Source organism: Streptomyces sp. NRRL S-495 (genome assembly GCF_000966955.1).
Taxonomy (GTDB): domain Bacteria; phylum Actinomycetota; class Actinomycetes; order Streptomycetales; family Streptomycetaceae; genus Kitasatospora; species Kitasatospora purpeofusca.
Map to the genome: position 1 here is coordinate 24,000 of NZ_JZWY01000119.1, position 20,849 is coordinate 44,848.

General features: G+C 71.6%; 17 protein-coding genes and 1 riboswitch. Of the genes, 7 read left to right on the plus strand and 10 right to left on the minus strand.

Annotated elements, in window-relative coordinates:
• Nucleotides 1–143: 143 nt before the first annotated feature.
• Nucleotides 144–306, minus strand: a riboswitch (cobalamin riboswitch).
• Nucleotides 307–367: 61 nt separating this feature from the next.
• From VR45_RS08835 to VR45_RS08860, 6 genes are all read right to left on the minus strand, one after another.
• On the minus strand, nucleotides 368–1,615 hold the full coding sequence (locus VR45_RS08835) for a ricin-type beta-trefoil lectin domain protein (protein ID WP_045939111.1): 1,248 nt from the start codon (nucleotides 1,613–1,615) through the stop codon (nucleotides 368–370).
• A gap of 97 nt (nucleotides 1,616–1,712) precedes the next feature.
• Nucleotides 1,713–3,110: a glycosyl hydrolase gene (locus VR45_RS08840; RefSeq protein ID WP_052708943.1), complete on the minus strand. Its 1,398-nt coding sequence runs from the start codon at nucleotides 3,108–3,110 to the stop codon at nucleotides 1,713–1,715.
• Entirely contained in the window at nucleotides 3,110–5,122 is a 2,013-nt protein-coding gene (locus VR45_RS08845) for a glycosyltransferase family 2 protein (RefSeq protein WP_052708944.1), read from the minus strand. The genes VR45_RS08840 and VR45_RS08845 overlap by 1 nt, the downstream gene beginning before the upstream one ends.
• A 197-nt stretch (nucleotides 5,123–5,319) precedes the next feature.
• Complete coding sequence (locus tag VR45_RS08850) at nucleotides 5,320–6,336, minus strand: DUF2510 domain-containing protein (RefSeq protein WP_045939112.1); 1,017 nt, start codon at nucleotides 6,334–6,336, stop codon at nucleotides 5,320–5,322.
• A 97-nt stretch (nucleotides 6,337–6,433) separates the two neighbouring features.
• Nucleotides 6,434–6,928 (minus strand): GNAT family N-acetyltransferase, encoded by a 495-nt coding sequence (locus VR45_RS08855; protein WP_045939113.1) that lies wholly within the window; start codon nucleotides 6,926–6,928, stop codon nucleotides 6,434–6,436.
• Nucleotides 6,871–7,254, minus strand: coding sequence for a hypothetical protein (locus tag VR45_RS08860; protein WP_045939114.1), 384 nt, complete (start codon nucleotides 7,252–7,254; stop codon nucleotides 6,871–6,873). The genes VR45_RS08855 and VR45_RS08860 overlap by 58 nt, the downstream gene beginning before the upstream one ends.
• A gap of 93 nt (nucleotides 7,255–7,347) precedes the next feature.
• Here VR45_RS08860 and VR45_RS08865 point away from each other — a divergent pair, with 93 nt between their 5' ends.
• Nucleotides 7,348–8,319: a helix-turn-helix domain-containing protein gene (locus tag VR45_RS08865; RefSeq protein ID WP_045939115.1), complete on the plus strand. Its 972-nt coding sequence runs from the start codon at nucleotides 7,348–7,350 to the stop codon at nucleotides 8,317–8,319.
• Between the two features lie 18 nt (nucleotides 8,320–8,337).
• On the opposite strand, the gene VR45_RS08870 is transcribed toward VR45_RS08865, so the two are convergent.
• The 4 genes from VR45_RS08870 to VR45_RS08885 all read right to left on the minus strand — a co-directional run bounded on the left by VR45_RS08870 (nucleotide 8,338) and on the right by VR45_RS08885 (nucleotide 12,298).
• Nucleotides 8,338–9,147, minus strand: coding sequence for a histidine phosphatase family protein (locus VR45_RS08870; RefSeq protein ID WP_107084139.1), 810 nt, complete (start codon nucleotides 9,145–9,147; stop codon nucleotides 8,338–8,340).
• 168 nt (nucleotides 9,148–9,315) lie between these two features.
• Complete coding sequence (locus tag VR45_RS08875) at nucleotides 9,316–10,929, minus strand: monocarboxylate uptake permease MctP (RefSeq protein ID WP_045939116.1); 1,614 nt, start codon at nucleotides 10,927–10,929, stop codon at nucleotides 9,316–9,318.
• Nucleotides 10,926–11,207: a DUF3311 domain-containing protein gene (locus tag VR45_RS08880; protein ID WP_078896340.1), complete on the minus strand. Its 282-nt coding sequence runs from the start codon at nucleotides 11,205–11,207 to the stop codon at nucleotides 10,926–10,928. The genes VR45_RS08875 and VR45_RS08880 overlap by 4 nt, the downstream gene beginning before the upstream one ends.
• A gap of 293 nt (nucleotides 11,208–11,500) precedes the next feature.
• A complete protein-coding gene (locus VR45_RS08885) occupies nucleotides 11,501–12,298 on the minus strand; it encodes a GntR family transcriptional regulator (RefSeq protein ID WP_030392873.1) in 798 nt (265 codons plus the stop codon).
• 336 nt (nucleotides 12,299–12,634) lie between these two features.
• Here VR45_RS08885 and VR45_RS08890 point away from each other — a divergent pair, with 336 nt between their 5' ends.
• The 6 genes from VR45_RS08890 to VR45_RS08915 all read left to right on the plus strand — a co-directional run bounded on the left by VR45_RS08890 (nucleotide 12,635) and on the right by VR45_RS08915 (nucleotide 20,475).
• A complete protein-coding gene (locus VR45_RS08890) occupies nucleotides 12,635–13,933 on the plus strand; it encodes an extracellular solute-binding protein (protein ID WP_045939118.1) in 1,299 nt (432 codons plus the stop codon).
• Between the two features lie 89 nt (nucleotides 13,934–14,022).
• Nucleotides 14,023–15,051 carry a sugar ABC transporter permease gene (locus tag VR45_RS08895; protein WP_045939119.1) on the plus strand — a complete coding sequence of 343 codons (1,029 nt, stop codon included), beginning with the start codon at nucleotides 14,023–14,025 and terminating at the stop codon, nucleotides 15,049–15,051.
• A complete protein-coding gene (locus tag VR45_RS08900) occupies nucleotides 15,048–15,875 on the plus strand; it encodes a carbohydrate ABC transporter permease (protein WP_045939120.1) in 828 nt (275 codons plus the stop codon). The genes VR45_RS08895 and VR45_RS08900 overlap by 4 nt, the downstream gene beginning before the upstream one ends.
• A gap of 7 nt (nucleotides 15,876–15,882) precedes the next feature.
• Complete coding sequence (locus VR45_RS08905; RefSeq protein WP_045939121.1) at nucleotides 15,883–17,436, plus strand: glycoside hydrolase family 3 protein; 1,554 nt, start codon at nucleotides 15,883–15,885, stop codon at nucleotides 17,434–17,436.
• 447 nt (nucleotides 17,437–17,883) lie between these two features.
• Nucleotides 17,884–19,176 carry an extracellular solute-binding protein gene (locus tag VR45_RS08910; protein ID WP_045939122.1) on the plus strand — a complete coding sequence of 431 codons (1,293 nt, stop codon included), beginning with the start codon at nucleotides 17,884–17,886 and terminating at the stop codon, nucleotides 19,174–19,176.
• A gap of 246 nt (nucleotides 19,177–19,422) precedes the next feature.
• The gene (locus tag VR45_RS08915; protein WP_045939123.1) at nucleotides 19,423–20,475 is read left to right on the plus strand and encodes an SIS domain-containing protein; all 1,053 of its coding nucleotides are present in this window, start codon (nucleotides 19,423–19,425) and stop codon (nucleotides 20,473–20,475) included.
• The last annotated feature ends 374 nt before the right edge of the window (nucleotides 20,476–20,849 follow it).

A 20,849-nucleotide genomic window follows, 5' to 3' on the forward strand; every position in this document is an offset into this window, starting at 1 on the left:
CGGCGGTCGACGGCGGTGGATCGGGGGCCGGGCCGTTCGGGCAGGGGAGTACGCCGCGCGGGCCCGTGGGCGTCGCGCGCGATTCGTCCCCGGCCCGCCCGCGAGGCCCGGAAATGGTGCTGGTGCGCATGGCCTCTGCGGGGAGGCGCCGGCACGCCGTCGGCAGGTACTCGGACTCGCGGGCTCCCTGGGGAGGCGGCCGCACACCGCTGCGGGGCAGTCCCGGATTCGCACCGGGTTCCCCTGCTTCGACAGCAGGAGTGAGCATACATCTAGTGGCGCTCGTCCGACGAAGCCCCACATGTAGTGTCGCGAGGCTGCGTGTCGCGGGTCGGTTGCGATAGGCTGCGGGGGCTTTCGGCGCCCCTCAGAGCGGCCTGTGCCACTCCTGGGCGGGCTTGGTGGCGCACAGCCGCATCCGCACCTGGGGGCCGTTCCCGGTGCCCGTGGGGCCGGTCGCGGGGTTCTCCAGACACTTCCCGGAGTCCTCGTTGATCAGCTGCCCGCCGTCGGTGGCGCGCCACCGCTGGTCGGGTCTGCGGGTGCAGCCGGTGAGGACCGGGAACCCGAGGTCCGGGTCCTCCAGACAGCGTCCGGCCTGGCCGACCGAGCCGTCCTCGCCCATGGTCCAGCTCTGCGCCGGGGAGCCGTCGCAGGTGGCGGCGCCGACCGCGGCCGGGTCGCCGGCCACCCGGCTGTCCAGGCAGTAGCCGGGCACCGCGGAGGTGACCGCGCCGCTCGGGCGGCCCGCGGCGACCTCGAACGAGAACACGTCGGTGCCGAGGCCCGCGCCGCCCTCCCAGATCTCGAAGCCGGCCTGGACGGCGCACAGGTACGAGCCGGCCGGCACGTAGCCGCGCTGGACCGCGTCGCGGGTGAAGGCGCGCAGGTCGAGGTCGGTGACGACATTGGTGGCGGAGGCCGCCTCGTAGGTGATCAGGGTGTGGCTGCTCTTCTTCGGCGCCTCGTACACCCGGTAGGCCTGGCCGCCGCTGCGCAGCTCACCGGACTGCTTGCCGAACGGCGAGGTGCCGTTGCCGCGCAGCCAGATCATCACCTCGGCGCTCTCGGTGAACGAGCAGCTGCCCCGGGTGGTGCTGTACCAGAGGTCGTAGGAGGCGTTCCAGACGCCGCCGTCCACCTGGGTGGTGCGCCAGGTGCTGGTCGCGTACCGCAGGTTGTCGACGGCGATGGGCAGCGGGCTGACGCCGTCGTTGCCGAGCGGGGTGCTGATGTGGGGGTAGGCGCCGGGGCCGCGGGCCGGGTCGGTGAGGTTGCCCCGGGCGACGGCGCTGCGGGTGACGGCGAAGGCGGCGCTGTCGTTGCCGCCGTGCACGCACAGGCCGCCGGTGGCGTTCCACTCGTTGGGATTGATGACGTAGCGCCCGGAGTCCACCGGCTGCGAGGGGTAGCGGTTCTGCGCGGTGGAGCACAGTTCGCCCGGCTCCGCCGAGGTCAGCGGCGGCGGGGGCGGGGCGACGGCGGCGGTCGAGGGGGCGCTCTCGCGCGGGATCAGCACGGCGCACAGGCAGAGCACCAGGAGGGCGGTGGGCGCGAGCCACCACCAGGCGCGCGGCCGGGGACGCCCGGGGCCGGGCAGGAACGGGCGGACCATGCTCTTCGCCTCCCAACGGGGTACTGGTGTTCGGTGTACGGGCCGGCCGGTGCCCCGGCGGCCTCCTGCGGGCGGACGGGCCCGCGGTCGGTCGAGGCTATCCGGCGGCGCCCGACGGGGAGCTCCGGGGCTTGGTGGTGGCCGGCTTCCGGCTCGGGGCGGTGGACCCGGACGGCTTGGTGCCGGTCCCGCCGGTCGGCTTGGCGCTCGGCGAGGGCACCGCCGGGGCCGACGCCGAGGGCGTGGCGGCGGGCGGCGTGGTGGGCGGCGGCACGGTGAGCAGCGGCTGCGAGCGGACGGTCCACTGCCCGGCGTACCGGGGCGCGGCGACCCCGGCGGCGTACGCCGCGCTGGCCGCGGTGGACGCGGTGACCCGCCAGTCGACCTCCTTGACCGCCTCGTACCAGATCAGGCCGATGATGTCCGGGTGCCGGGGCAACTGCTCGAACATCTCGGTGATCCAGCGGGCCTTCTGGCCGGAGCTGTCGGTGGCGGCGGTCTCGGTGATCACCACGGGCTTCGGGCTGAAGGTCCGCAGCTTCTTCAGCGTCGGCTCGAAGATCTGCTCGAAGGAGGCGTACTTCTCCAGGCCGACGGTGCCGTAGTAGCCGGACAGGCCGATCCAGTCGACGTAGTCGTCACCCGGGTAGAGCGAGTCCAGCGAGGTGGCGTTCTCGTAGTCGATGTTCGGGCTCCACACCCAGACCACCTTGTCGGCGCCGGCCTGCCGGAAGAGGTCGTGGACGTGCTTCCAGGCCTGCACGTACTGGCCGCGGCGGTTGCCGTTGGCCTGCTCGGCCCACGGGTACCAGTAGCCGTTCATCTCGTGGGCGAAGCGCAGGGCGATCGGGTAGCCGAGGCTCTTGACGCCCTCCGCCCACTGCTTGATGTAGGGGTCGAACTCGCCGCCGATGATGCGGCTCAGCGCGTAGTCGGGCTGTTCGCCGCGGAGCTTGTCGACCTTGGACTCCTTGTGGAAGTCCCAGGGCTCCCAGGCGACCATCGGCATGATGCCGCGTTCGGCCACGGTGTCGAAGACCCGGCGGTCGAACCGCTTGTCCCACCAGCCGACGGAGAACTCCAGCACGTTCGGCCGGTGCTTCACGGCGGTGGCGAACTCCTCGACCGGGTCGAGGTCGTAGGGGCCGGCCTTGGTCATGAGGCCCATGAAGGCGCCGCCGGGTGCCGGGAACGGGGCCGCGGCCGGTTCGACGGGTGCCGGGGCGGGGCTGCCCGCGTCCTCGCCGCCCGTCGGGGCGGGAGTGGCGACGGGAGTGGCGACGGGGGTGTCGGTGGGAGCCGCGGCGGCGGTCGGGGCCGGTGCCGCCAGGGCGGCGACCAGCCAGTCCGGCATCGCCGTCGGCGCCTTGCCGGAGAAGGCGTACGGCTCGGGCGCGTGGCGGGCGTTGTACTTCGGCGCCAGCACGAAGGCGTAGCTGGCCAGCAGCGCGAGCGCGAGCAGGCCGACGATCCTGGGCACGGTGATCCGCAGCATCAGCGACCGCCCTTCCGGCCGCCGCCGGCCGGGGCCGGCTCCAGCAGTTCCGCGAGTTCCCGCTCGGGGCCCGTCCCGGGGCCTCCCGCGGCTGTTCCGTCCTCGTCCGGTCCGACGGGCTCGGCCTCGTCGCCGGCGTCGTCCGCGTCGTCGAGGGCGTGGTCGCCGGCGTCGTCGGAGCGGCGCGGGGCGGGCAGTCCGGCGGCGGCCCGGCGCTCGGCCCGGGCGACCCGGCGCGCGCTGACGAAGGAGATGACCGGCGGCGCGATGCCGGTGAACATGCTGACGCCCGCCCAGAACCGCAGCAGCCAGATGCCGTGGTGCAGGGCGAAGCTCGTGGCGAGCAGCCCGGCCGCGACGGCGGCCCACAGCAGGTGCAGCCGGAAGGTCGACAGCCGCTCGGCACTGCGCAGGTCGCCCTTGGCGGTCACCGCGTAGGCCAGCGGGCGGCGCAGCAGCGCGGCGATCGCGGCCGCGAGGTACACCGGTCCGGCGAACAGGGCCAGGCCCATGCCGGCCATGCCGATCTCGCGCCGCTCGTGGGCGGCCAGGTTGAAGCGCCGCAGCCAGAGCCAGAGCAGGAACCAGCTGCCCATGCTGGTACCCCAGAGCGAGGCCCAGAGCACGGTGTCGAGCTGGATCGAGGTGATCCCGCAGGCCAGGTAGACGGCGGTGGCGAGGCTGCCCAGGACGGTGGTCACGGCCACGCTGGGGTAGTAGAACTGGACCAGCCCGTACAGCACCCGCTGGCGCGTCCGCAGCCGGATGCCCTTGCGCAGCCGGGTCTTCAGCAGGATCTCCCAGATGCCGAACGCCCAGCGCTTCTGCTGGTTGAAGTAGTCGGTCCAGGAGGTCGGGCCCTCGCCCACGGCCAGTACGTCGGGGGTGTAGACGCCCTTCCAGCGGCGTCCGGTGGCCGGGTTCTCGGTGGCCTGCACCCGCATGCTGGTCAGGTGGTCCTCGATGATCGAGTCCTGGTAGCCGCCGATCTGCTGCCAGGCGGCGGGCCGGTAGAGGTGGTTGGTGCCGATCAGCAGCGGGGCGTCCATGCCGTTGCCGCCGCGCTCGACCAGACCGGAGAAGAGGTACTGCTGCACGGAGGCGCCGTGCGCGACCCAGTTGTCGTACATGTTGCCGTACACCTGGGGGGCGACCACGAAGGCGGTGTCGGGGTCGCGGAAGTAACCGAGGGTGCGTTCCAGGAAGCACGGCAGGGGGACGTGGTCCGGGTCCATCTGGGCCACCACGTCGTACTTGTGCTCGTGCTCGGCCCGCCAGGAGTTGTGGTTGCCGGACTTGGTCTTCGCCCGGAACTCGCCCTCGGTCCGGTTGTACTCGGGGCGGCCCTTGCGGCTGAAGTGGTGCACGCCGAGCCGGGCGGCCATCGCCTTCACCCGGTCGTCGTCGCCCTCGTCGAGGATCCAGACGTCGACCTCGCCGTCGTACTCGATCTCCAGCATGGCCGCGAGGGTCTGCTCGACGATCTCGATCGGCTCCTTGGACGGCACGATGGTGGTGAGCACCGCGACCTTGAGGCCGGGCCGGGCGGTCACGGGTATCGGGTCCTTGGCGCGGAAGGCGAACACCCAGACCGCGAGGTTCTGGACGAGCCGCACCAGTTCGACGGTGACCACGGCGCAGAAGCAGAGCCGGGCGACATTGACCCGCCAGTCCGGGGACCAGCCGACGCCCGGCCCGGGTATGTGCGAGGGCAGCAGCAGCCAGCCGACGAACACCAGGCCGGCCACCGCGTTCAGGGCGACCAGCAGGGTCAGGACGACCTTGACGCCGAGCGAGGAGACGGCGCGGTAGCGGACGGTGTCGACGCCCTCGCCGTCCTGCAGCGGGCCGGTGGCCTCGGCACAGGCCAGGTAGTTGCGCCGGGCCGAGGCGTTGCGGGACTGGCTGCGGGTCGCGCGCCGCTCGTGCGGGGCCTCGGGGAGGAGCCTGCTGTGGCGCCCTCGTCCGCGCCGGCCGCCGCTGGTCGTCGTCCGTTCGTCGGTGGAGTCCACCAGCCCAATCCCCCGTTGTGGGCCGTCCCGCGGTCGGGGCGGCTTCGGTTGTCCTCGTTCTGGCCGGTGCGTTCGTGGTGCCCGCCGTGTGGGCGACGGGCCCGATGGCCGCTAGTGAGCATAAGGGCACCCCCCGGTGACGGGTCACCGGGGGGCGGGGACATCGTCCGGACGCTGTTCGTCCGGACGTTTCCGAATCAGGGGGTGATCTTCACCGAGTTGGCGATCTGGTCCATCAGCGTCAGGGCCGGGGCCTCGGTGGCCTGGTCGAGGCAGATCTGCAGCACCGGCACGGTGGTGGCGCCGGCCGTCGGGGTCACCTCGAGGACGCCGCAGTAGGCGTCGGGGGTCGAGGAGCCGCTGGACATCGGCACGTGCCAGAGCGCCAGGTAGCCGTCCATGCCCTGGATCTTGACGGCGGACTGCTTCAGCGGCTCGGGCGGCGTGGGCGCGTCGGAGCCGAAGCGGGTGTTGTAGAGCAGCTGGCCCATGCCGAGGACCATGGACTTCGGGTCGGCCCAGCCGCCGTTGAAGACCCGGAGGTTCTGGACCACCAGGCCGCGGGTGCAGGCACCGCTGCCGTGGCCGACGCAGGCGTACGGGGAGACCGCGTAGCGCACGTCGGTGGGGTTCTTGGCGTCGCTCTGGACCTGCCAGTCGGCCGGCAGCAGGAAGTTCATCTTCGACTCCTGGCCGGTCACCGGCTTCCCGCCGGGGTACTGCTGACCGCCGGTCAGGGTGGCGCCCATGAAGCCGTTGGGGCTCTTGGGGTCGGCGGTGGAGGTCGGGCTCGCGCTGGCGCCGGCCTGCTTGGCGGTGCCCTTGTCGGCGGTCCGGTTGCCGACGACGTAGCCGGCGCCGGCCATGACCACGGAGAGCAGCACGGCGCCGACGCCGAGCAGCAGCTTGCGGCGGCCGGTGTTGGGCTCGACGGTCTCGAACACGACGGAGGTCGGCGTGAACGGCTGCGGCGCGGCCGGCGCGGCGGCGGGCGTGACCACCGTGGGCGTCGCGGAGACCGAGGGGGCGGGACCGAACGCGCCCGGCGCGCCCTGACCGGCGGCGCCGCCGGTCCCGGAGCTCACCGTCGCGGCGTCGGCCGCGGACTTCGGCCGGGTGCGGCCGCTCCACGCGGAACCGTCCCACCAGCGTTCCGTATTGGGCTGGCCGGAAGGATCGTCGTACCAGCCAGCCGGCGTGTTCCCCGTCGTCATGCGGCGGATCCTAGCAGCGCCCAAATCCGATCGTCATACCCGATGGTGGATCGCAACCTCGGCCTCGGAAGTCGGCCGGTCGGCGTCGGCCGGACGCTCAGAACGCCATGCTGTAGACCATCAGATCGATACCCGGCACCGGGGACCAGTCCCGCTCGGGGTCGCGACCGAAGCCGACCCGCTCGTAGATCCGGTGGGCGGTGGTCATCGCCGGCTGGGTGGAGAACGCCATCCCGGTCAGGCCGAGTTCGCGGCTGCGGGCGAGCGCGGCGCGGACCAGGGCCTCGCCGACGCCGCGCCCGCGGGCGGCCGCCGCGGTCGCCAGCATCCGGATCTCGCCCTCCTCGGGGGTGGCGATGTCCGCCCAGGTGGTGCCGCCGGCCGCGAAGGTGACGCAGCCGAGGACGGTGCCGGCGGCCGAGTCGACCGCGACCAGGAGTTCGGCCTCCTCGGCCCGGCGGGCCGCGTCGCGCAGCCGGTGGACGTAGTCGCCGTCGGGTGCGGTGTGGCCGTCGCCGACGAAGGCCTCGACGGTTATGCGGCCGGCTTCCTCGAACTCCTCGGGCCGGGCCGGGCGGATGACGATGTCCATTCGGCCAGTCTGCCGGAGCCGCCGGGGAGGACGGTGAGCGGGGGCCCGGCATCGGCGCCGGTGGGGGAGGTGGCGGTGGTCGGGGCGGCGGTGCGGACGGGGTCGGTGGCGGGGTCGGCGGACGGGCGGAGCGAGGCGGCGGGCATGGTGCCGTAGAGCCGGTCGGGCAGGGCGGGGTCGACGGGGTAGCCCCCCTGACGGTGCCAGTTGTCGCGTCCGGTGGCCTTCTGCGCGGCCACCTCGCGTCCGATCAGGGCACCGAGCAGGCCGAATCCGCCGACCGTCCCGAGCAGGGCCAGTGCGCTGGCGAGCGTGTCGGAATCCATGTCTCCACTCTCCCGCCGGCGCCGGTGCCGGACGAGTGGCAGGAATGCCCGAATGCATCGAAAAACTGCCATCGCCGGGGCTACCCTGTCGGCATGCTCAAGAACGTGGTCGCGGTCGTGATGGAAGAGGTCCACCCCTTCGAACTCGGGGTGGCCTGCGAGGTGTTCGGCCTCGACCGGACCGAGGACGGACTGCCCGGCTACGACTTCGCGATCGCCGGCGCCCGCCCCGGCCCGCACCGCACCCACGCCGGTTTCACCATCGACGTGCCGCACGGCCCCGAGCGGCTCGCCGCCGCCGACCTGGTGGTGGTCACGGCCACCACCGTCAGCCGGGAGTACCCGGAGCCGCTGCTGGAGGCACTGCGGGCGGCCCACGCCCGCGGCGCCCGGGTGCTGTCCATCTGCAGCGGCGCGTTCGTGCTCGGCGCCGCCGGACTGCTGGACGGCCGCCGCTCCACCACGCACTGGCGGTACAGCGCCGAACTGGCCGCCCGGTACCCGCGGACCACGGTCGAGCCGGACGTCCTGTACGTGGACGACGATCCGGTGATCACCTCCGCCGGAACGGCGGCTGGCATCGACGCCTGTCTGCACCTGGTCCGCCGGGTGCAGGGCGCCGAGGTGGCCCGGGGCATCGCCCGCCGGATGGTGGTGGCCCCGCACCGGGAGGGCGGGCAGGCGCAGTTCGTCTGCCGGCCGCTGCCGGAGGGGGACGGCGACTCGCTGGCCCCGCTGCTCGACTGGATGCGCCACCACCTGGACGAGGAGTCGACCGTCGAGCAGCTGGCCGCCCGGGTCCACATGTCGCCGCGCACCTTCGCCCGGCGCTTCCACCAGGAGACCGGCACCACCCCGCACCGCTGGCTGATCGGGCAGCGGCTGCTGTTCGCCCAGCGGCTGCTGGAGTCGACCAGCGAGCCGGTGGACGCGATCGCCGCCCGCTGCGGCTTCGGCAACGCGGCCACCCTGCGGCACCACTTCGGCCGCCGGCTGGGCACCACGCCGCTGGCCTACCGGCGCTGCTTCGCCGAGCCCGCCGCCAGGGTCGCCGTCCGGGTCTGAGCGCCGCTGCCCGCCGGTTCAGTCCGTGTGCTCCAGGTGCCCGGTGCCGTTCCAGTGCTCCGGCCGAAGCCGGCCGGCCTCGGCGCGCCAGAGGCTGGTGGAGCAGTTGCGCACCGGCTCCAGCGCGGTCAGCTGCTCCTCGGAGAGCCGGTCCAGCGCGTAGCGGAGCATGAGCACCGTGCAGTCGTGCGCGACCAGCAGGACCGGCCGCCCGGCGTCCTCGGCGCAGACGTCGCGCAGCACGCTGCGCACCCGCAGGGCCACGTCGGCCCAGGACTCGCCGCCGGGCGGGCGGTAGTACAGCTCGCCCATCTTCCGCCGCCGGGCCGCCTCCTCGGGGTACTCGGCCTCGATGGCGGCCCGGGGGAGCATCTCCAGCACGCCGAGTTCCCGGTCGCGCAGCCGCTCGTCGTAGCGGACGGCGAGCGAGACCGGCACGGCGCCGAGGCCGGCCGCCTGGGCGAGCGCGATCCGGGCGGTCTCGGCGGTGCGCACGTACGGCGAGCACCAGACGCTGCGCGGCCGGTCGGCGCTGGGCAGCCCGGCCCACCAGCGGCCGAGGGCCTGCGCCTGCTGCTGGCCGTGCATCGAGAGCGGGATGTCCGCGTCCCGGCAGCTGATCGGGACACTGAGCGCGCCGGCCGCCTCGGCGTGCTGGAACTCGACGTTGGCGGTGGACTCGCCGTGGCGGGTGGCGATCAGGACGGAGGGGACGGAGGACAGGCCGGGGGCCGCGGTGGCACCGGCGGGCCGGTGCGGGGCGGCCGTCCGGTGCCGTCCGTCGGTGTGGTGGTGCTGGCCGTTGAGGGTGGTGCCGAGTTCTGCCATTGCCGCCGCTCCCCGTGGGTCGATCAGTTGCCGGCCGGCTGTCGGTCCGGTCTGGTTGGTGCCCTGGTGTGGTGCCCAAATCACGCGGCCGTTCATACATATGATCGCGCCGTCCCCTCCAGTGTTGACGGAGGGGACGGCGCGAACACAGGGCGCGCACAGCACGTATCAGTGCGCTGCCACGGGCTCCGGCGCGTTCTTCGGCTCCACGTCGCCGCTCTCGGCGCTGTAGTCGCCCGGCCGGGTCTCGTCCGGCCCGTCGGGCGCCTTGACAGCGCGCAGGACCAGCGTGAGCACCACCGCGACCAGCAGGTTGAGGACGAAGGCGGTGAGCCCGATGTAGCCGATCTCGCCGATGCCGGGGATCTCGGCCGCGTTCCCGCCGAAGTGCTTGGTCTTCGGGCTGGCGATCCCGTAGGCCTTCCAGGTGCCGTAGACCATGCCGGCCGCCCAGCCGGCGAGCAGCGCCCAGTGGTGGAACCAGCGGGTGAACAGGCCGCCGACGATGGAGACGAAGGTCTGCAGGATCCACAGGCCGCCGAGCAGCTGGAGGTTGATCGCCGCCTGCTTGTCCATGCCGAGCACGAAGACCAGCGCGCCGACCTTGACCAGCAGCGAGACCAGCTTGGCGACCCGGGTCTCGTCGGCCGGGGTGGCGGTGGGCCGCAGGAACTCCTTGTAGACGTTGCGGGTGAACAGGTTCGCCGCCGCGATGGACATGATCGCGGCCGGCACCAGCGCGCCGATCCCGATCGCGGCGAAGGCGACGCCGGTGAACCAGTCGGGGAACATGTTCTCGAACAGCTGCGGCACCGAGAGCTGGGTGTTGAAGCCCTTGTCGCCCTTGCCGACGCCGGCCGCGATCGCCATGAAGCCGAGCAGCGCCAGCAGGCCGAGCATCAGCGAGTAGGCGGGCATGATCGCCATGTTCCGGCGCACGGTGTTGCGGGACTTGCTGGCCAGCACGCCGGTGACCGAGTGCGGGTACATGAACAGGGCCATCGCCGAGCCGAGCGCCAGCGTCGCGTACGTCCACTGCTTGTTCTCGGGCACGGCCAGCGAGCCGCCGGACTTGGGCGCGGCGAACTTCTCGCCGACCGTGTCGAAGATGTGGCCGTAGCCGCCGAGCCGGATCGGGATGTAGATCACCGCGACGATGATCACCACATAGACGAGGGCGTCCTTGACGAAGGCGATCAGCGCCGGCGCGCGCAGCCCGGAGGAGTAGGTGTAGGCGGCGAGCACCCCGAAGGCGATGAACAGCGGCAGGTCCTTGACGAACCAGTTCGCGTTCTCGCCGCCGCCGACGCCCAGCACGTCCAGCACCGCCTGGATGCCGACCAGCTGGAGCGCGATGTACGGCATGGTGGCGAGGATGCCGGTCAGCGCGACCATCAGCGACAGCGGCCGGGAGCCGTACCGTCCGCGCACGAAGTCGGCGGGGGTGACGTAGCCGTGCACCCGGGAGACCGACCAGAGCCGGGGGAGGAAGAGGAAGACCAACGGGTAGGCGATGATCGTGTAGGGGACGGCGAAGAAGCCCGCCGCGCCGGTCGCGTAGACCGCGGCGGGCACGGCCACGAAGGTGTAGGCGGTGTAGAGGTCGCCGCCGAGCAGGAACCAGGTGACCCAGGTCCCGAAGCTGCGTCCGCCCAGGCCCCATTCGTCCAGGTGGTGGGCGTTGTCGGCCCGCCGCCACCGGGAGGCCAGGAAGCCCATCACGGTGACCAGCAGGAAGAAGAGGACGAAGACCGTCAGCGCGGGCACGTTGACCCCGTTCATCGGACCTCACCCGCCTTCCCGGCGCGAGCGGCCCGGCGGGCCTTCTCGTCGCGGTTGATCAGCAGGTAGGCCGCGACCGTGAAGACGGCCGAGGCCGGCACCCAGAGCAGCTGGTACCAGTAGAAGAAGGGGACGCCGCCCGCCTCGGGGCCGAGCTTGTCGTACGAGCCCACCCAGAGCATCGCGACGATCGGCACCAGCAGGGCGAGCACGGCCAGCACCCGCTCGGGGGTCACCACCGGCAGGGCGTGGCCCGGTGGCTCTTCTGGCTCGGGCATGACAGGTCGGTCGGTGTCAAGGTCTGACGACATGGTTCGGCTCCGCTCCGGAGGGTCTCACCTCGCCGGCGCCGCAGCCCCGGGGGACCGCACAGCCCCGTGGCCCGCCGAGCAGCACCACTGGTGATCGGCAGTCAGTATGGATGCGGAATCTAGAGCATTGCGTGATCCATGTCACCGGATTCGGCGCAGATTCCCGCCATCCGGACCTGCCGCGCGCCCCTGGCGCACCACGGGCCCCGGCGCGTACGCCGGGGCCCGGAAGCAGTGGGGGTGGTGCGGGAGGGCGTTCGCTACGCCGGCTCGGGCCGCTGGAGGCGGGTGATGAACTTGTAGCGGTCGCCCCGGTAGATCGAGCGGACCCACTCGACCGGGTCGCCCTCGGCGTCGAAGGAGTGCCGGGACAACTGGAGCATCGGCAGACCGAGGTCGGAGCCGAGCAGTCCGGCCTCGCGCGGGTCGGCCAGGGTGGTCTCGATGGTCTCCTCGGCCTCGGCCACGGTCACCCCGTAGACCTCGCGCAGGGCCGTGTAGAGGGAGTTGTGCTTGGCCAGGTTGCGGCGCAGGGCCGGGAAGCGCTTGGCGGACAGATGGGCCACCTCGATGGCCATCGGGTCGCCGTTGGCCAGCCGCAGGCGCTCGATCCGCAGCACCCGGCCGCCGGGCTTGATGTCCAGCAGCGGGGCCAGCCGGTCGTCGGCGGTGATGTAGCCGATCTCGATCAGCCGGGAGGTGGGCTCCAGCCCCTGGGCGCGCATGTCCTCGGTGTAGGAGGTCAGCTGGAGGGCCTGGGCCACCTTGGGCTTGGCGACGAAGGTGCCCTTGCCCTGGATGCGCTCCAGCCGCCCCTCGACGACGAGCTCCTGGAGGGCCTGCCGGACGGTGGTGCGCGAGGTGTCGAACTGCGCCGCCAGTGCCCGTTCGGGCGGTACCGGGGTACCGGCGGGCTGGGTCTCGGTGAGCTGCAGCAGGTGGCGCTTGAGGCCGTAGTACTTCGGCACCCTGGCGGTCGGGTCCGTACCGCCCTGGGCGGCGGGGCTCTTCACCTGGGGGTCGTTGACCTGGGCCGTGCTGCCCCCGTCGCTGCTCATCGGACGTGTCTCCCGCTTCTCGCGGGGCCCCTGGGGGGCCTCGCCACTTCATTAACGGCTCACATCGTTGCATGTATGGCTACGGAACGAATACCTCATCACGCGATGAACGATGTGCGGTGTCGGCTTGATAACGGGTGGTCCTGATCGGTCGAACAGCCGTTGACAGGCCCATTGGTCTAGGCCAAGCTCCAGGCATCTGGTCTACACCACTAGGCCGGTCACTATGAATCCCCCCACCCGTTCGCTGGAGTCCGCGGCACCATTCCTCCCACCTCGTGTGGGTATGCCGCTGCCACCCGACGGGGGTAACCAGGCATCCCTCAGGAGGATGGCGTGAAGCGTCAGCTCATCGCGGCGGTCGGCGTCGCGGCCATGGTTGTTGGTCTCGCGGCCTGTGGCTCGGACGCCAAGAAGGACGACAGCAACAACTCCGCGTCCGGCAGCTCGTCCGCCGCGGCCGGTGGCAAGAAGGACTACAACGGCAAGACGCTCAAGGTGTGGCTGATGACCGGCTCGGCCCCCAAGGGCTGGGAGGACTCGGTGAAGGCCGAGTTCGAGTCCACCTACCCGGGCTCCAAGGTCGACTTCCAGATCCAGGAGTGGACCGGCATCGGCCCCAAGGTCACCGCCGCGCTCTCCGAGGGTTCCGTCGACGTCCTCGAGGTCGGCAACACCCAGACGGCGGGCTACGCCGCCACCGGTGGTCTGCTGGACATCACCAAGGACAAGGCCGCCATCGGCGGTGCCGACTGGGCCGCCAACCAGAGCGAGTCGGCGATCCTGGACGGCAAGCAGTACGCCGCCCCGTGGTACGTCACCAACCGCGTCGTCTCCTACAACAAGGACCTCTGGGCGAAGGCCGGTCTGAGCGTCCCGAAGACCCTGGACGAGTTCTACACCGCGCTGGACAAGCTCAAGACCACCGACGGCGTCGCCGACCCGATCTACATGCCGGGCCAGGAGTGGTACGTCTACTTCGGTCTCCTCACCAGCGAGGGCGGCAAGCTGGCGAAGAAGGACGGCGACAAGTGGACCGGCGGTCTGTCGTCCCCCGAGGCGCAGAAGGCCTTCGAGACCTACAAGAAGCTCCAGAGCTACTCGGCCACGGGTGCGAAGGACAAGGACGAGGCCAAGCCGCAGCAGAAGGACGTCTTCGGCAAGGGTGACGTCGGCTCGATCATCGGTCTCGGCTGGGAGCTCCCGGACGAGAAGGCCATGGCCAAGGACAAGATCGGCTTCTTCCCGCTCCCGGGCAAGACCGCCGACAAGCCCTCCGGCGTGTTCCTCGGCGGCTCGAACCTGGCCGTCGCCTCGGCCAGCAAGAACACCGACATGGCCAAGGACTTCCTGAAGGTCGCCCTCAACGACAAGAACGAGGGCGCGGTCGCCGCCTCGGGCCTCATCCCGAACAAGGCCTCGCTGAACGACAAGGTCGTCGGCGACTTCGCCTCGGCCGCGAAGCTGGCCGCGGGTGTCGGTGGCATCACCCCGACCACCCCGAACTGGGCGAGTGTCGAGAACGACCCGAACCCGATCAAGGAGTTCCTGACCGCGGCCCTGACCGGCGACTACGCCGCCGCCGCCAAGAAGGCGGACGACGAGATCGCCAAGCGTCTCAACGCCAAGCAGTAGCAGTCGAGCGGCGTCGCTCACCGGCCCCCGGCGGGGGGCCGGTGGGCGACGCCTGTCCGTCGTGGTCGGGTTGTCAGGAAGAGAGAACGATGGCTGTGCATTCGGAGCGGGTGCAGACACAGTCCCCGGAGTCAGGGAAGGCTGCTGTGGCCACTATTGAGACGAGCGCCGCCCGTGGCAACGGCGCCGGCACCGCGAAGAAGAGCGCCAGACGGGCGGACGGGCCGGGCCTCGGCTCACGGTTCGCGCCGTATCTGCTGCTCCTGCCCGCCACCGTGGCCACCCTGGGCCTGCTGGGCTGGCCCCTGCTGAAGACCGTCCTGGTCTCGTTCCAGAACCTGAACGCGCGCCAGCTCGTCCAGCACCTGACCGAGTGGAACGGCTTCGAGAACTACACCGAGCAGCTCAAGGACGAGCAGTTCTGGGCCGTCACCGGCCGCTCGGTCGCCTTCACCGTGCTGAACGTCTTCCTGATCATGGTCGGCGGCGCGCTGGTCGGCCTGCTGCTCAACCGGCTCGGCAAGAAGATGCGACTGCTGCTGTCGATCGGCCTGCTGTTCGCCTGGGCGATGCCGGTGGTCGCCTCGACCACGGTCTACACCTGGCTGTTCGAGACCAGGTTCGGCGTCGTCAACTGGGTCCTGGACGCCCTGGGCTGGCACTCGATGGCCGACTACAACTGGACCGGCAGCCAGTACTCGACCTTCTTCGTGATCCTCCTGCTGCTGGTCTGGGGCTCGATCCCGTTCGTGGCGTTCAACATGTACGCCGCGCTGACCACCATCCCCAAGGAGCTCTACGAGGCGGCCCGGATGGACGGCGCCGGATCGGTGAAGATCTTCACCGCGGTGATGTTCCCCAACCTCAAGCCGTTCTTCCTGGCCACGACCTTCCTCGAGGTCATCTGGATCTTCAAGGCCTTCACCCAGATCTACGCGATCAAGGCCGGCGGCCCCGACGGGCTCACCAGGACCCTGCCGATCCACGCCTTCCTGGAGGGCTCCGGCCGCCAGCACTACGGCACCGGTGCCGCGATCGCGGTGCTCACCATCCTGATCCTGGGCGTCCTGATGGCGTACTACTTCCGGATCATTCTCAAGCAGGAGGACGAGCTGTGAGGCGCTCGCTCATCGGACGTACCTGGCCCAACGTCGTCGCGGTCGTCCTCTTCGTCTTCTTCGCGTTCCCCGTTTACTGGATGATCAGTACGGCCTTCAAGCCGACGAAGGACATCATCAGCAAGACGCCGGTGTTCGTGCCGCTGGACGCGACCCTGGAGCACTTCAGGACCGCGGTCAACGTGCCGAAGTTCTGGACGTACACCGCCAACAGCTTCATCGTCACCATCCTCGCGGTGGTGATCTCGCTGGTGATCGCCACGCTGGCGTCCTTCGCCATCGCGCGGATGCGCTTCCGCGGCCGCAAGGTCTTCGTGCTGGTCATCATGGCCGCGCAGATGGCGCCCTGGGAGGTCATGACCATCGCGGTCTACCTGGTCTCCCGCGACAACGAGATGCTGAACAGCCTCGTCCCGCTCACCGCCTTCTACATGATGATGGTGCTGCCCTTCACCATCTGGACCCTGCGCGGCTTCATCGCGGCGGTCCCGAAGGAGCTGGAGGAGTCGGCCATGGTGGACGGCTGCACCCGCACCCAGGCCTTCGTGAAGGTGATCTTCCCGCTGCTGGCGCCGGGCCTGATGTCCACCTCGCTGTTCGGCTTCATCACGGCGTGGAACGAGTTCCCGCTCGTCCTCATCCTCAACAAGACCGACGGCCAGACCCTGCCGCTGTGGCTGTCCTCGTTCCAGACCGCCTTCGGCAACGACTGGGGCGCCACCATGGCGGCGTCGACGCTGTTCGCCCTCCCGGTGCTGATCCTGTTCGTCTTCCTGCAGCGCAAGGCGGTCGGTGGCCTCACCGACGGCGCCGTGAAGGGCTGATCCCATCGTGAGCATCCTCGTTCCCACCCTCCCGGCCTCCGACCAGCTGCACCGTGACGCGCTGACCGTGCTCCAGCCCGGCTTCGTCGGCACCGAGCCGCCGGAGTGGCTGCGCCGGCACCTCGCGGCCGGCCTCGGCTCGGTCGCGCTGTTCGACCGCAACGTGGCCGACCTCGGCCAGCTGGCCGCCCTCACCGCCGCGCTGCGGGCCGAGAACCCCGACCTGCTGATCGCCATCGACGAGGAGTCCGGCGACGTCACCCGGCTGGAGGCGGGCTCCGGCTCGTCCTGGCCGGGCAACCTCGCCCTCGGCGCGATCGACGACCCGGCGCTGACCCGGGACGTCGCCCGTGAGCTGGGCCGGGCCCTGGCCGCCGCCGGCGTGAACTACAACTGGGCGCCCACCGCCGACGTCAACTCCAACCCGCGCAACCCGGTGATCGGCGTCCGCTCCTTCGGCGCCGACCCGGAGCTGTGCGCCCGCCACACCGCCGCCTGGGTCGAGGGCCTGCAGTCGGCCGGCGTCGCGGCCTGCTCCAAGCACTTCCCGGGCCACGGCGACACCGCCGTCGACTCGCACCACGGGCTGCCGGTCATCGACGTCGACCTGGACGTGCTGCGCGCCCGCGACCTGGTGCCGTTCCAGGCCGCCATCGCCGCCGGGACCAAGGCCGTGATGACGGCCCACATCATGATCCCGGCGCTCGACCCGAAGCTGCCCGCCACGCTCAGCCCGACCGTGCTGCGCGACCTGCTGCGCGCGGCCCCGCAGGACGGCGGCCTGGGCTACCAGGGCCTGATCGTCAGCGACGCGATCGAGATGGGCGCCATCGCCGACACCTTCGGCATGGGCGAGGGCACCGTGCTGGCCCTGGCGGCCGGCGCGGACGCGATCTGCGTGGGCGGCGGGCTGGCCGACGAGGCCACCGTGCTGATGCTGCGGGACGCCATCGTGGCGGGCGTGCAGTCCGGCCGGCTCCCGGAGGAGCGGCTCGCCGACGCGGCCGCCCGGGTGCGCGCGCTGGGCAGCTGGGGCCGGATCGCGGCCCAGGGCGAGCGGCCGGAGGCGGACCTCGCGGTCGGCCTGCGGGCGGCCCGCCGGGCGCTGCGGGTGGTCCGGGCGCCGGGCCGGGAGGTCCTGCCGGTGACCGAGCGTCCCTACGTGGCCTCGTTCTCCGCCGAGCCCAACATCGCCGTCGGCGACGTCACCCCGTGGGGCGTGGCCGGCATGCTGGCCGACCGCTTCCCGGGCACCCGGACCCGTGAGGTCGGCCCGGAGGCCGCCGCGCCGCAGGTGCTGGACGCGCTGGTGGCCGAGGTGCTGGCCGAGGCCGCGGACCGCCGCCTGGTGCTGGTGGTCCGGGACGTCCACCGGCACGAGTGGATGTCGGCCGCGCTGGCCCGCCTGGTGGCGGCCCGGCCGGACGCCGCGGTGGTCGAGATGGGCCTGCCGCAGTCCGAGCCGGTCGGCGCGCTGCACATTGCCACCCACGGCGCGGCCCGGGTCTGCGGCCTGGCCGCCGTCGAGGTGCTCACCGGGCAGCCGGGGGCGATCGGCTGAGTCCCCGCCGGACCGTGACACCGGGGGCCGCGAGGCACCCCGCCGACGGGCCCGTCATGCGCATGGCGCATGGCGGGCCCGTCGGCGTCCCCGGGGTCGCGGCGGGCAGGTTGACCTGCCGATTCGACCGACCTGACGGTGTTCCCTCAAATCCGTCTTAAGACACCCTTAAGTCCTACTTAGGGTGACCATCGCGCAACTGATCGCCCACGGGGTACAACAGGTCTGCAACGGCCCTTCCTGCCAGGCCATTTGGCGTTGACACCAGCAGTGGTCTAGGCCAGGCTCCAGTCCATCCGGTTCGAATTTCAATTTCACCGGATGTGGTATTGGCCCACCCCGAAGCTCTTCGCCGCCCTCCCCGGACACCGTCCCGTCGGGCGCCAGCACGCTGCCGGCGGGCACAGCTCAAACACCTCGGAGGATGGCGTGGGAAAGCGTCGGTTCATGGCGTCGGTCGGCATCATGGCGCTGGCCGCGGGTTTGACGGCCTGTTCGTCGGGCGGTCCGGCCTCCAATGGCAAGTCGGCCTCGGCGGACCCGCAGTCCGCCACCGGCACCGTCACGGTCTGGTTGATGGACGATGCCCAGAAGAGCTGGCCCGACCTCGTCCAGCGGGTCAACGACGAGTTCGCGGCCAAGTACCCGAAGGTCACCCTGCGGCTCGCCTACCAGGGTTGGGCCGACAAGGTCGCCAAGCTCGACAAGGCGCTCGGTGACGGCACCGCCCCGGACGTGGTCGAGCTCGGCAACACCGAGACCATGAAGTACGTGCTCTCCGGCGCGCTGGCGCCGGTCGAGCGGAACACCTTCGACAACGCCGACAGCTGGATCAAGGCGCTCGCGAACACCTGCACCTACCAGGACAAGCTCTGGTGCGTGCCCTACTACGCGGGCGCCCGGGTCGCGATCTACAACTCGGCGGCCCTCCAGCAGGCGACGGGCAGCGCCGACTTCCCGAAGACCGAGGACGAGCTGCGCACGGCCCTGGACCGGATCGCCGACAAGAACAAGGCCGACCGCACCTACTCGCCGCTCTACCTGCCCGGCCCGTACTGGTACGCCGCGATGAGCTACGTCTCCGCGTACGGCGGCGCCATCGCCCGCTTCGACAGCGGCGGCAACTGGCACGGCACCCTCAACGACCCCAAGTCGCAGCAGGGCATCACCCACTTCGTCGACCTGGTGCGCAAGTACAACAAGGGCGATCTGACGCTCAACGAGCAGAACCAGTACGAGGCGATGGCCCGCGGCCACGCGGCGACCTTCTACGGCAACGGCTACGAGGCCGCCAGCGTCGCCGCGCCGGTCACCGGCGACCCGGGCCTCAAGGACGCCGTCAAGGTGGCCACGATGCCCGGACCGGGCGGCAAGCCGCTGCCGACCTTCATCGGCGGCTCGGCGCTCGCCGTCACCGCGAAGTCGCCCGCCGCGGCCCTGGCCACCGACTGGGTCCGGATGTTCACCAGCACCAAGTCCGAGCAGGCGCTGGCGGACAAGGACATCCTGCCGAACAACCTCACCCAGCTGAACCCGCTGAAGACCAAGCCCGCCACCGCCGCCGCGGCCAACGCGGTGCCGGACGCCTGGTTCACCCCGCTGGCCCCCGGCTGGGGCCTGGTGGAGAAGCAGAAGATCCTGCCGGACATGCTGACCGCCGTCCTCAAGGGCAAGTCGGTGGACCAGGCCACCAAGGAGGCGGACGCCGCCATCGACCAGCTGATCAACAAGGCCGGCTGAGCAGTCGCCGCCCCGGATCCGGAGCCCCTCCCCGCACCGCCGGGAGGGGCTCCGCACTCCCGGCGGCACCCCCGGCGGCCGCCTGACCCGGCGCGACCACGTCCTCGGATGTGCCGCACCCGGGCGGCCCCCGTAGGATTGCCGCAGCAATCACCGGAGCGAGTGTGCGGACTCGCCGCCGTAGAGGTCCCCGCCGGGCATTCCCGCCCGGGCGGGGTGGAACCATCTCATCGGAGGCACCCCACGATGTCCGACACGCAGACCGTCCCTGGCCGGATCATGGCGGCGGAGATGGCCGAGCAGCCGGCCGTCCTGCAGCGCATCCTCGACGAGGGCGCCCCCAAGATCTTCGAGATCGCCGGGCAGATCGCCGCCCGCAAGCCGCGCTTCGTCCTGCTGACCGCGCGCGGCACCTCGGACAACGCGGCGCTGTACGCCAAGTACCTGATCGAGATCCTGCTCGGCAAGCCGGCCGGTCTCACCTCGATGTCCACCACCACCGCGTACGGGGCCCAGCCGGACCTCACCGACGTGCTGGTGATCACCGTCAGCCAGTCGGGCGGTTCGCCCGACCTGGTCGCCTCCACCAAGGCGGCCCGCGAGGCCGGGGCCATCACCCTGGCCGTCACCAACAACGCGGGCTCGCCGCTGGCCGAGGTCTCCGAGTTCCACATCGACGTGCTGGCGGGCCCGGAGAAGGCGCTGCCGGCCACCAAGACCTACACCGCCGAGCTGCTCGCGCTCTACCTGCTGATCGAGGGCCTGCGCGGCGGCGACGGCGCGGCCGCCAAGGACCTGCCGGAGCTGGCCACCGGGATCCTGGCCCGCCAGGACGAGGTCAAGGCCCTGGCCGAGCGCTACCGCTTCGCCCAGCGCCTGGTCATCACCTCGCGCGGCTACGGCTACCCGACCGCCCGCGAGGCGGCGCTGAAGCTCATGGAGACCACCTACATCCCGGCCTCCCCGTTCTCCGGCGCCGACCTGCTGCACGGCCCGCTGGCCATGGTCGACAACGTCTCCCCGGTCATCGCGATCGTCCCGGACGGCAAGGGCGGCGAGGCCCTGCAGCCGGTGCTGGACCGCCTGCGCGGCCGTGGCGCGGACCTGGTCGTGGTCGGCCAGCAGGCGCAGGTCGAGTCCGCCTCGGCGGGCTTCGCGCTGCCGGCCGGCGTGCCGGAGGAGGTGCAGCCGATCCTGGAGATCCTGCCGCTGCAGCTGCTGGCCTACGAGGTCACCATCGCCCGCGGCCAGGACCCGGACGCCCCCCGCGCCCTCGCCAAGGTCACCGAGACCCACTGACGCGGAAAACGCCGAGACCCCCGTCCACAGCCTGTGGACGGGGGTCTCGGCGTTTCGCCCCTCGGGGCGGGGAAGTCCGGAAAGCACTACGGGCCACGGCGCCGACACGGGACCCTCAACCCATGCGGCACCGCAGCCCGGAGCTGTCGTCGGGCGCCGTGTATGACCGAGAACTGTGCGGGGTCCTCGCTCGGCGGCGTCCGACCGAGGAGGGGCCTCGCGCGGTCAGGGCAGTTGCGCGGTGGGCCTCTCCTTGGTGCCCTTTCATTGTGGACTAGACCAATCTGGCTTGTCCAGGCCGACCCGAAAATTGGTCTGGACAACTTGGGGGCCCGGCCGCGGCACCCGCCGGCCGGGGGTGCGACCGGGCCGTC

Coding starts and splice junctions, on each gene's coding strand:
- VR45_RS08870 (WP_107084139.1), bottom strand. CDS start 9,147: ATGGCAGAACTCGGCACCACCCTCAACGGCCAGCACCACCACACCGAC.
- VR45_RS08875 (WP_045939116.1), bottom strand. CDS start 10,929: ATGAACGGGGTCAACGTGCCCGCGCTGACGGTCTTCGTCCTCTTCTTC.
- VR45_RS08840 (WP_052708943.1), bottom strand. CDS start 3,110: ATGCTGCGGATCACCGTGCCCAGGATCGTCGGCCTGCTCGCGCTCGCG.
- VR45_RS08895 (WP_045939119.1), top strand. CDS start 14,023: ATGGCTGTGCATTCGGAGCGGGTGCAGACACAGTCCCCGGAGTCAGGG.
- VR45_RS08880 (WP_078896340.1), bottom strand. CDS start 11,207: ATGCCCGAGCCAGAAGAGCCACCGGGCCACGCCCTGCCGGTGGTGACC.
- VR45_RS08855 (WP_045939113.1), bottom strand. CDS start 6,928: ATGGACATCGTCATCCGCCCGGCCCGGCCCGAGGAGTTCGAGGAAGCC.
- VR45_RS08860 (WP_045939114.1), bottom strand. CDS start 7,254: ATGGATTCCGACACGCTCGCCAGCGCACTGGCCCTGCTCGGGACGGTC.
- VR45_RS08910 (WP_045939122.1), top strand. CDS start 17,884: ATGGCGTCGGTCGGCATCATGGCGCTGGCCGCGGGTTTGACGGCCTGT.
- VR45_RS08835 (WP_045939111.1), bottom strand. CDS start 1,615: ATGGTCCGCCCGTTCCTGCCCGGCCCCGGGCGTCCCCGGCCGCGCGCC.
- VR45_RS08850 (WP_045939112.1), bottom strand. CDS start 6,336: ATGACGACGGGGAACACGCCGGCTGGCTGGTACGACGATCCTTCCGGC.
- VR45_RS08865 (WP_045939115.1), top strand. CDS start 7,348: ATGCTCAAGAACGTGGTCGCGGTCGTGATGGAAGAGGTCCACCCCTTC.
- VR45_RS08915 (WP_045939123.1), top strand. CDS start 19,423: ATGTCCGACACGCAGACCGTCCCTGGCCGGATCATGGCGGCGGAGATG.
- VR45_RS08885 (WP_030392873.1), bottom strand. CDS start 12,298: ATGAGCAGCGACGGGGGCAGCACGGCCCAGGTCAACGACCCCCAGGTG.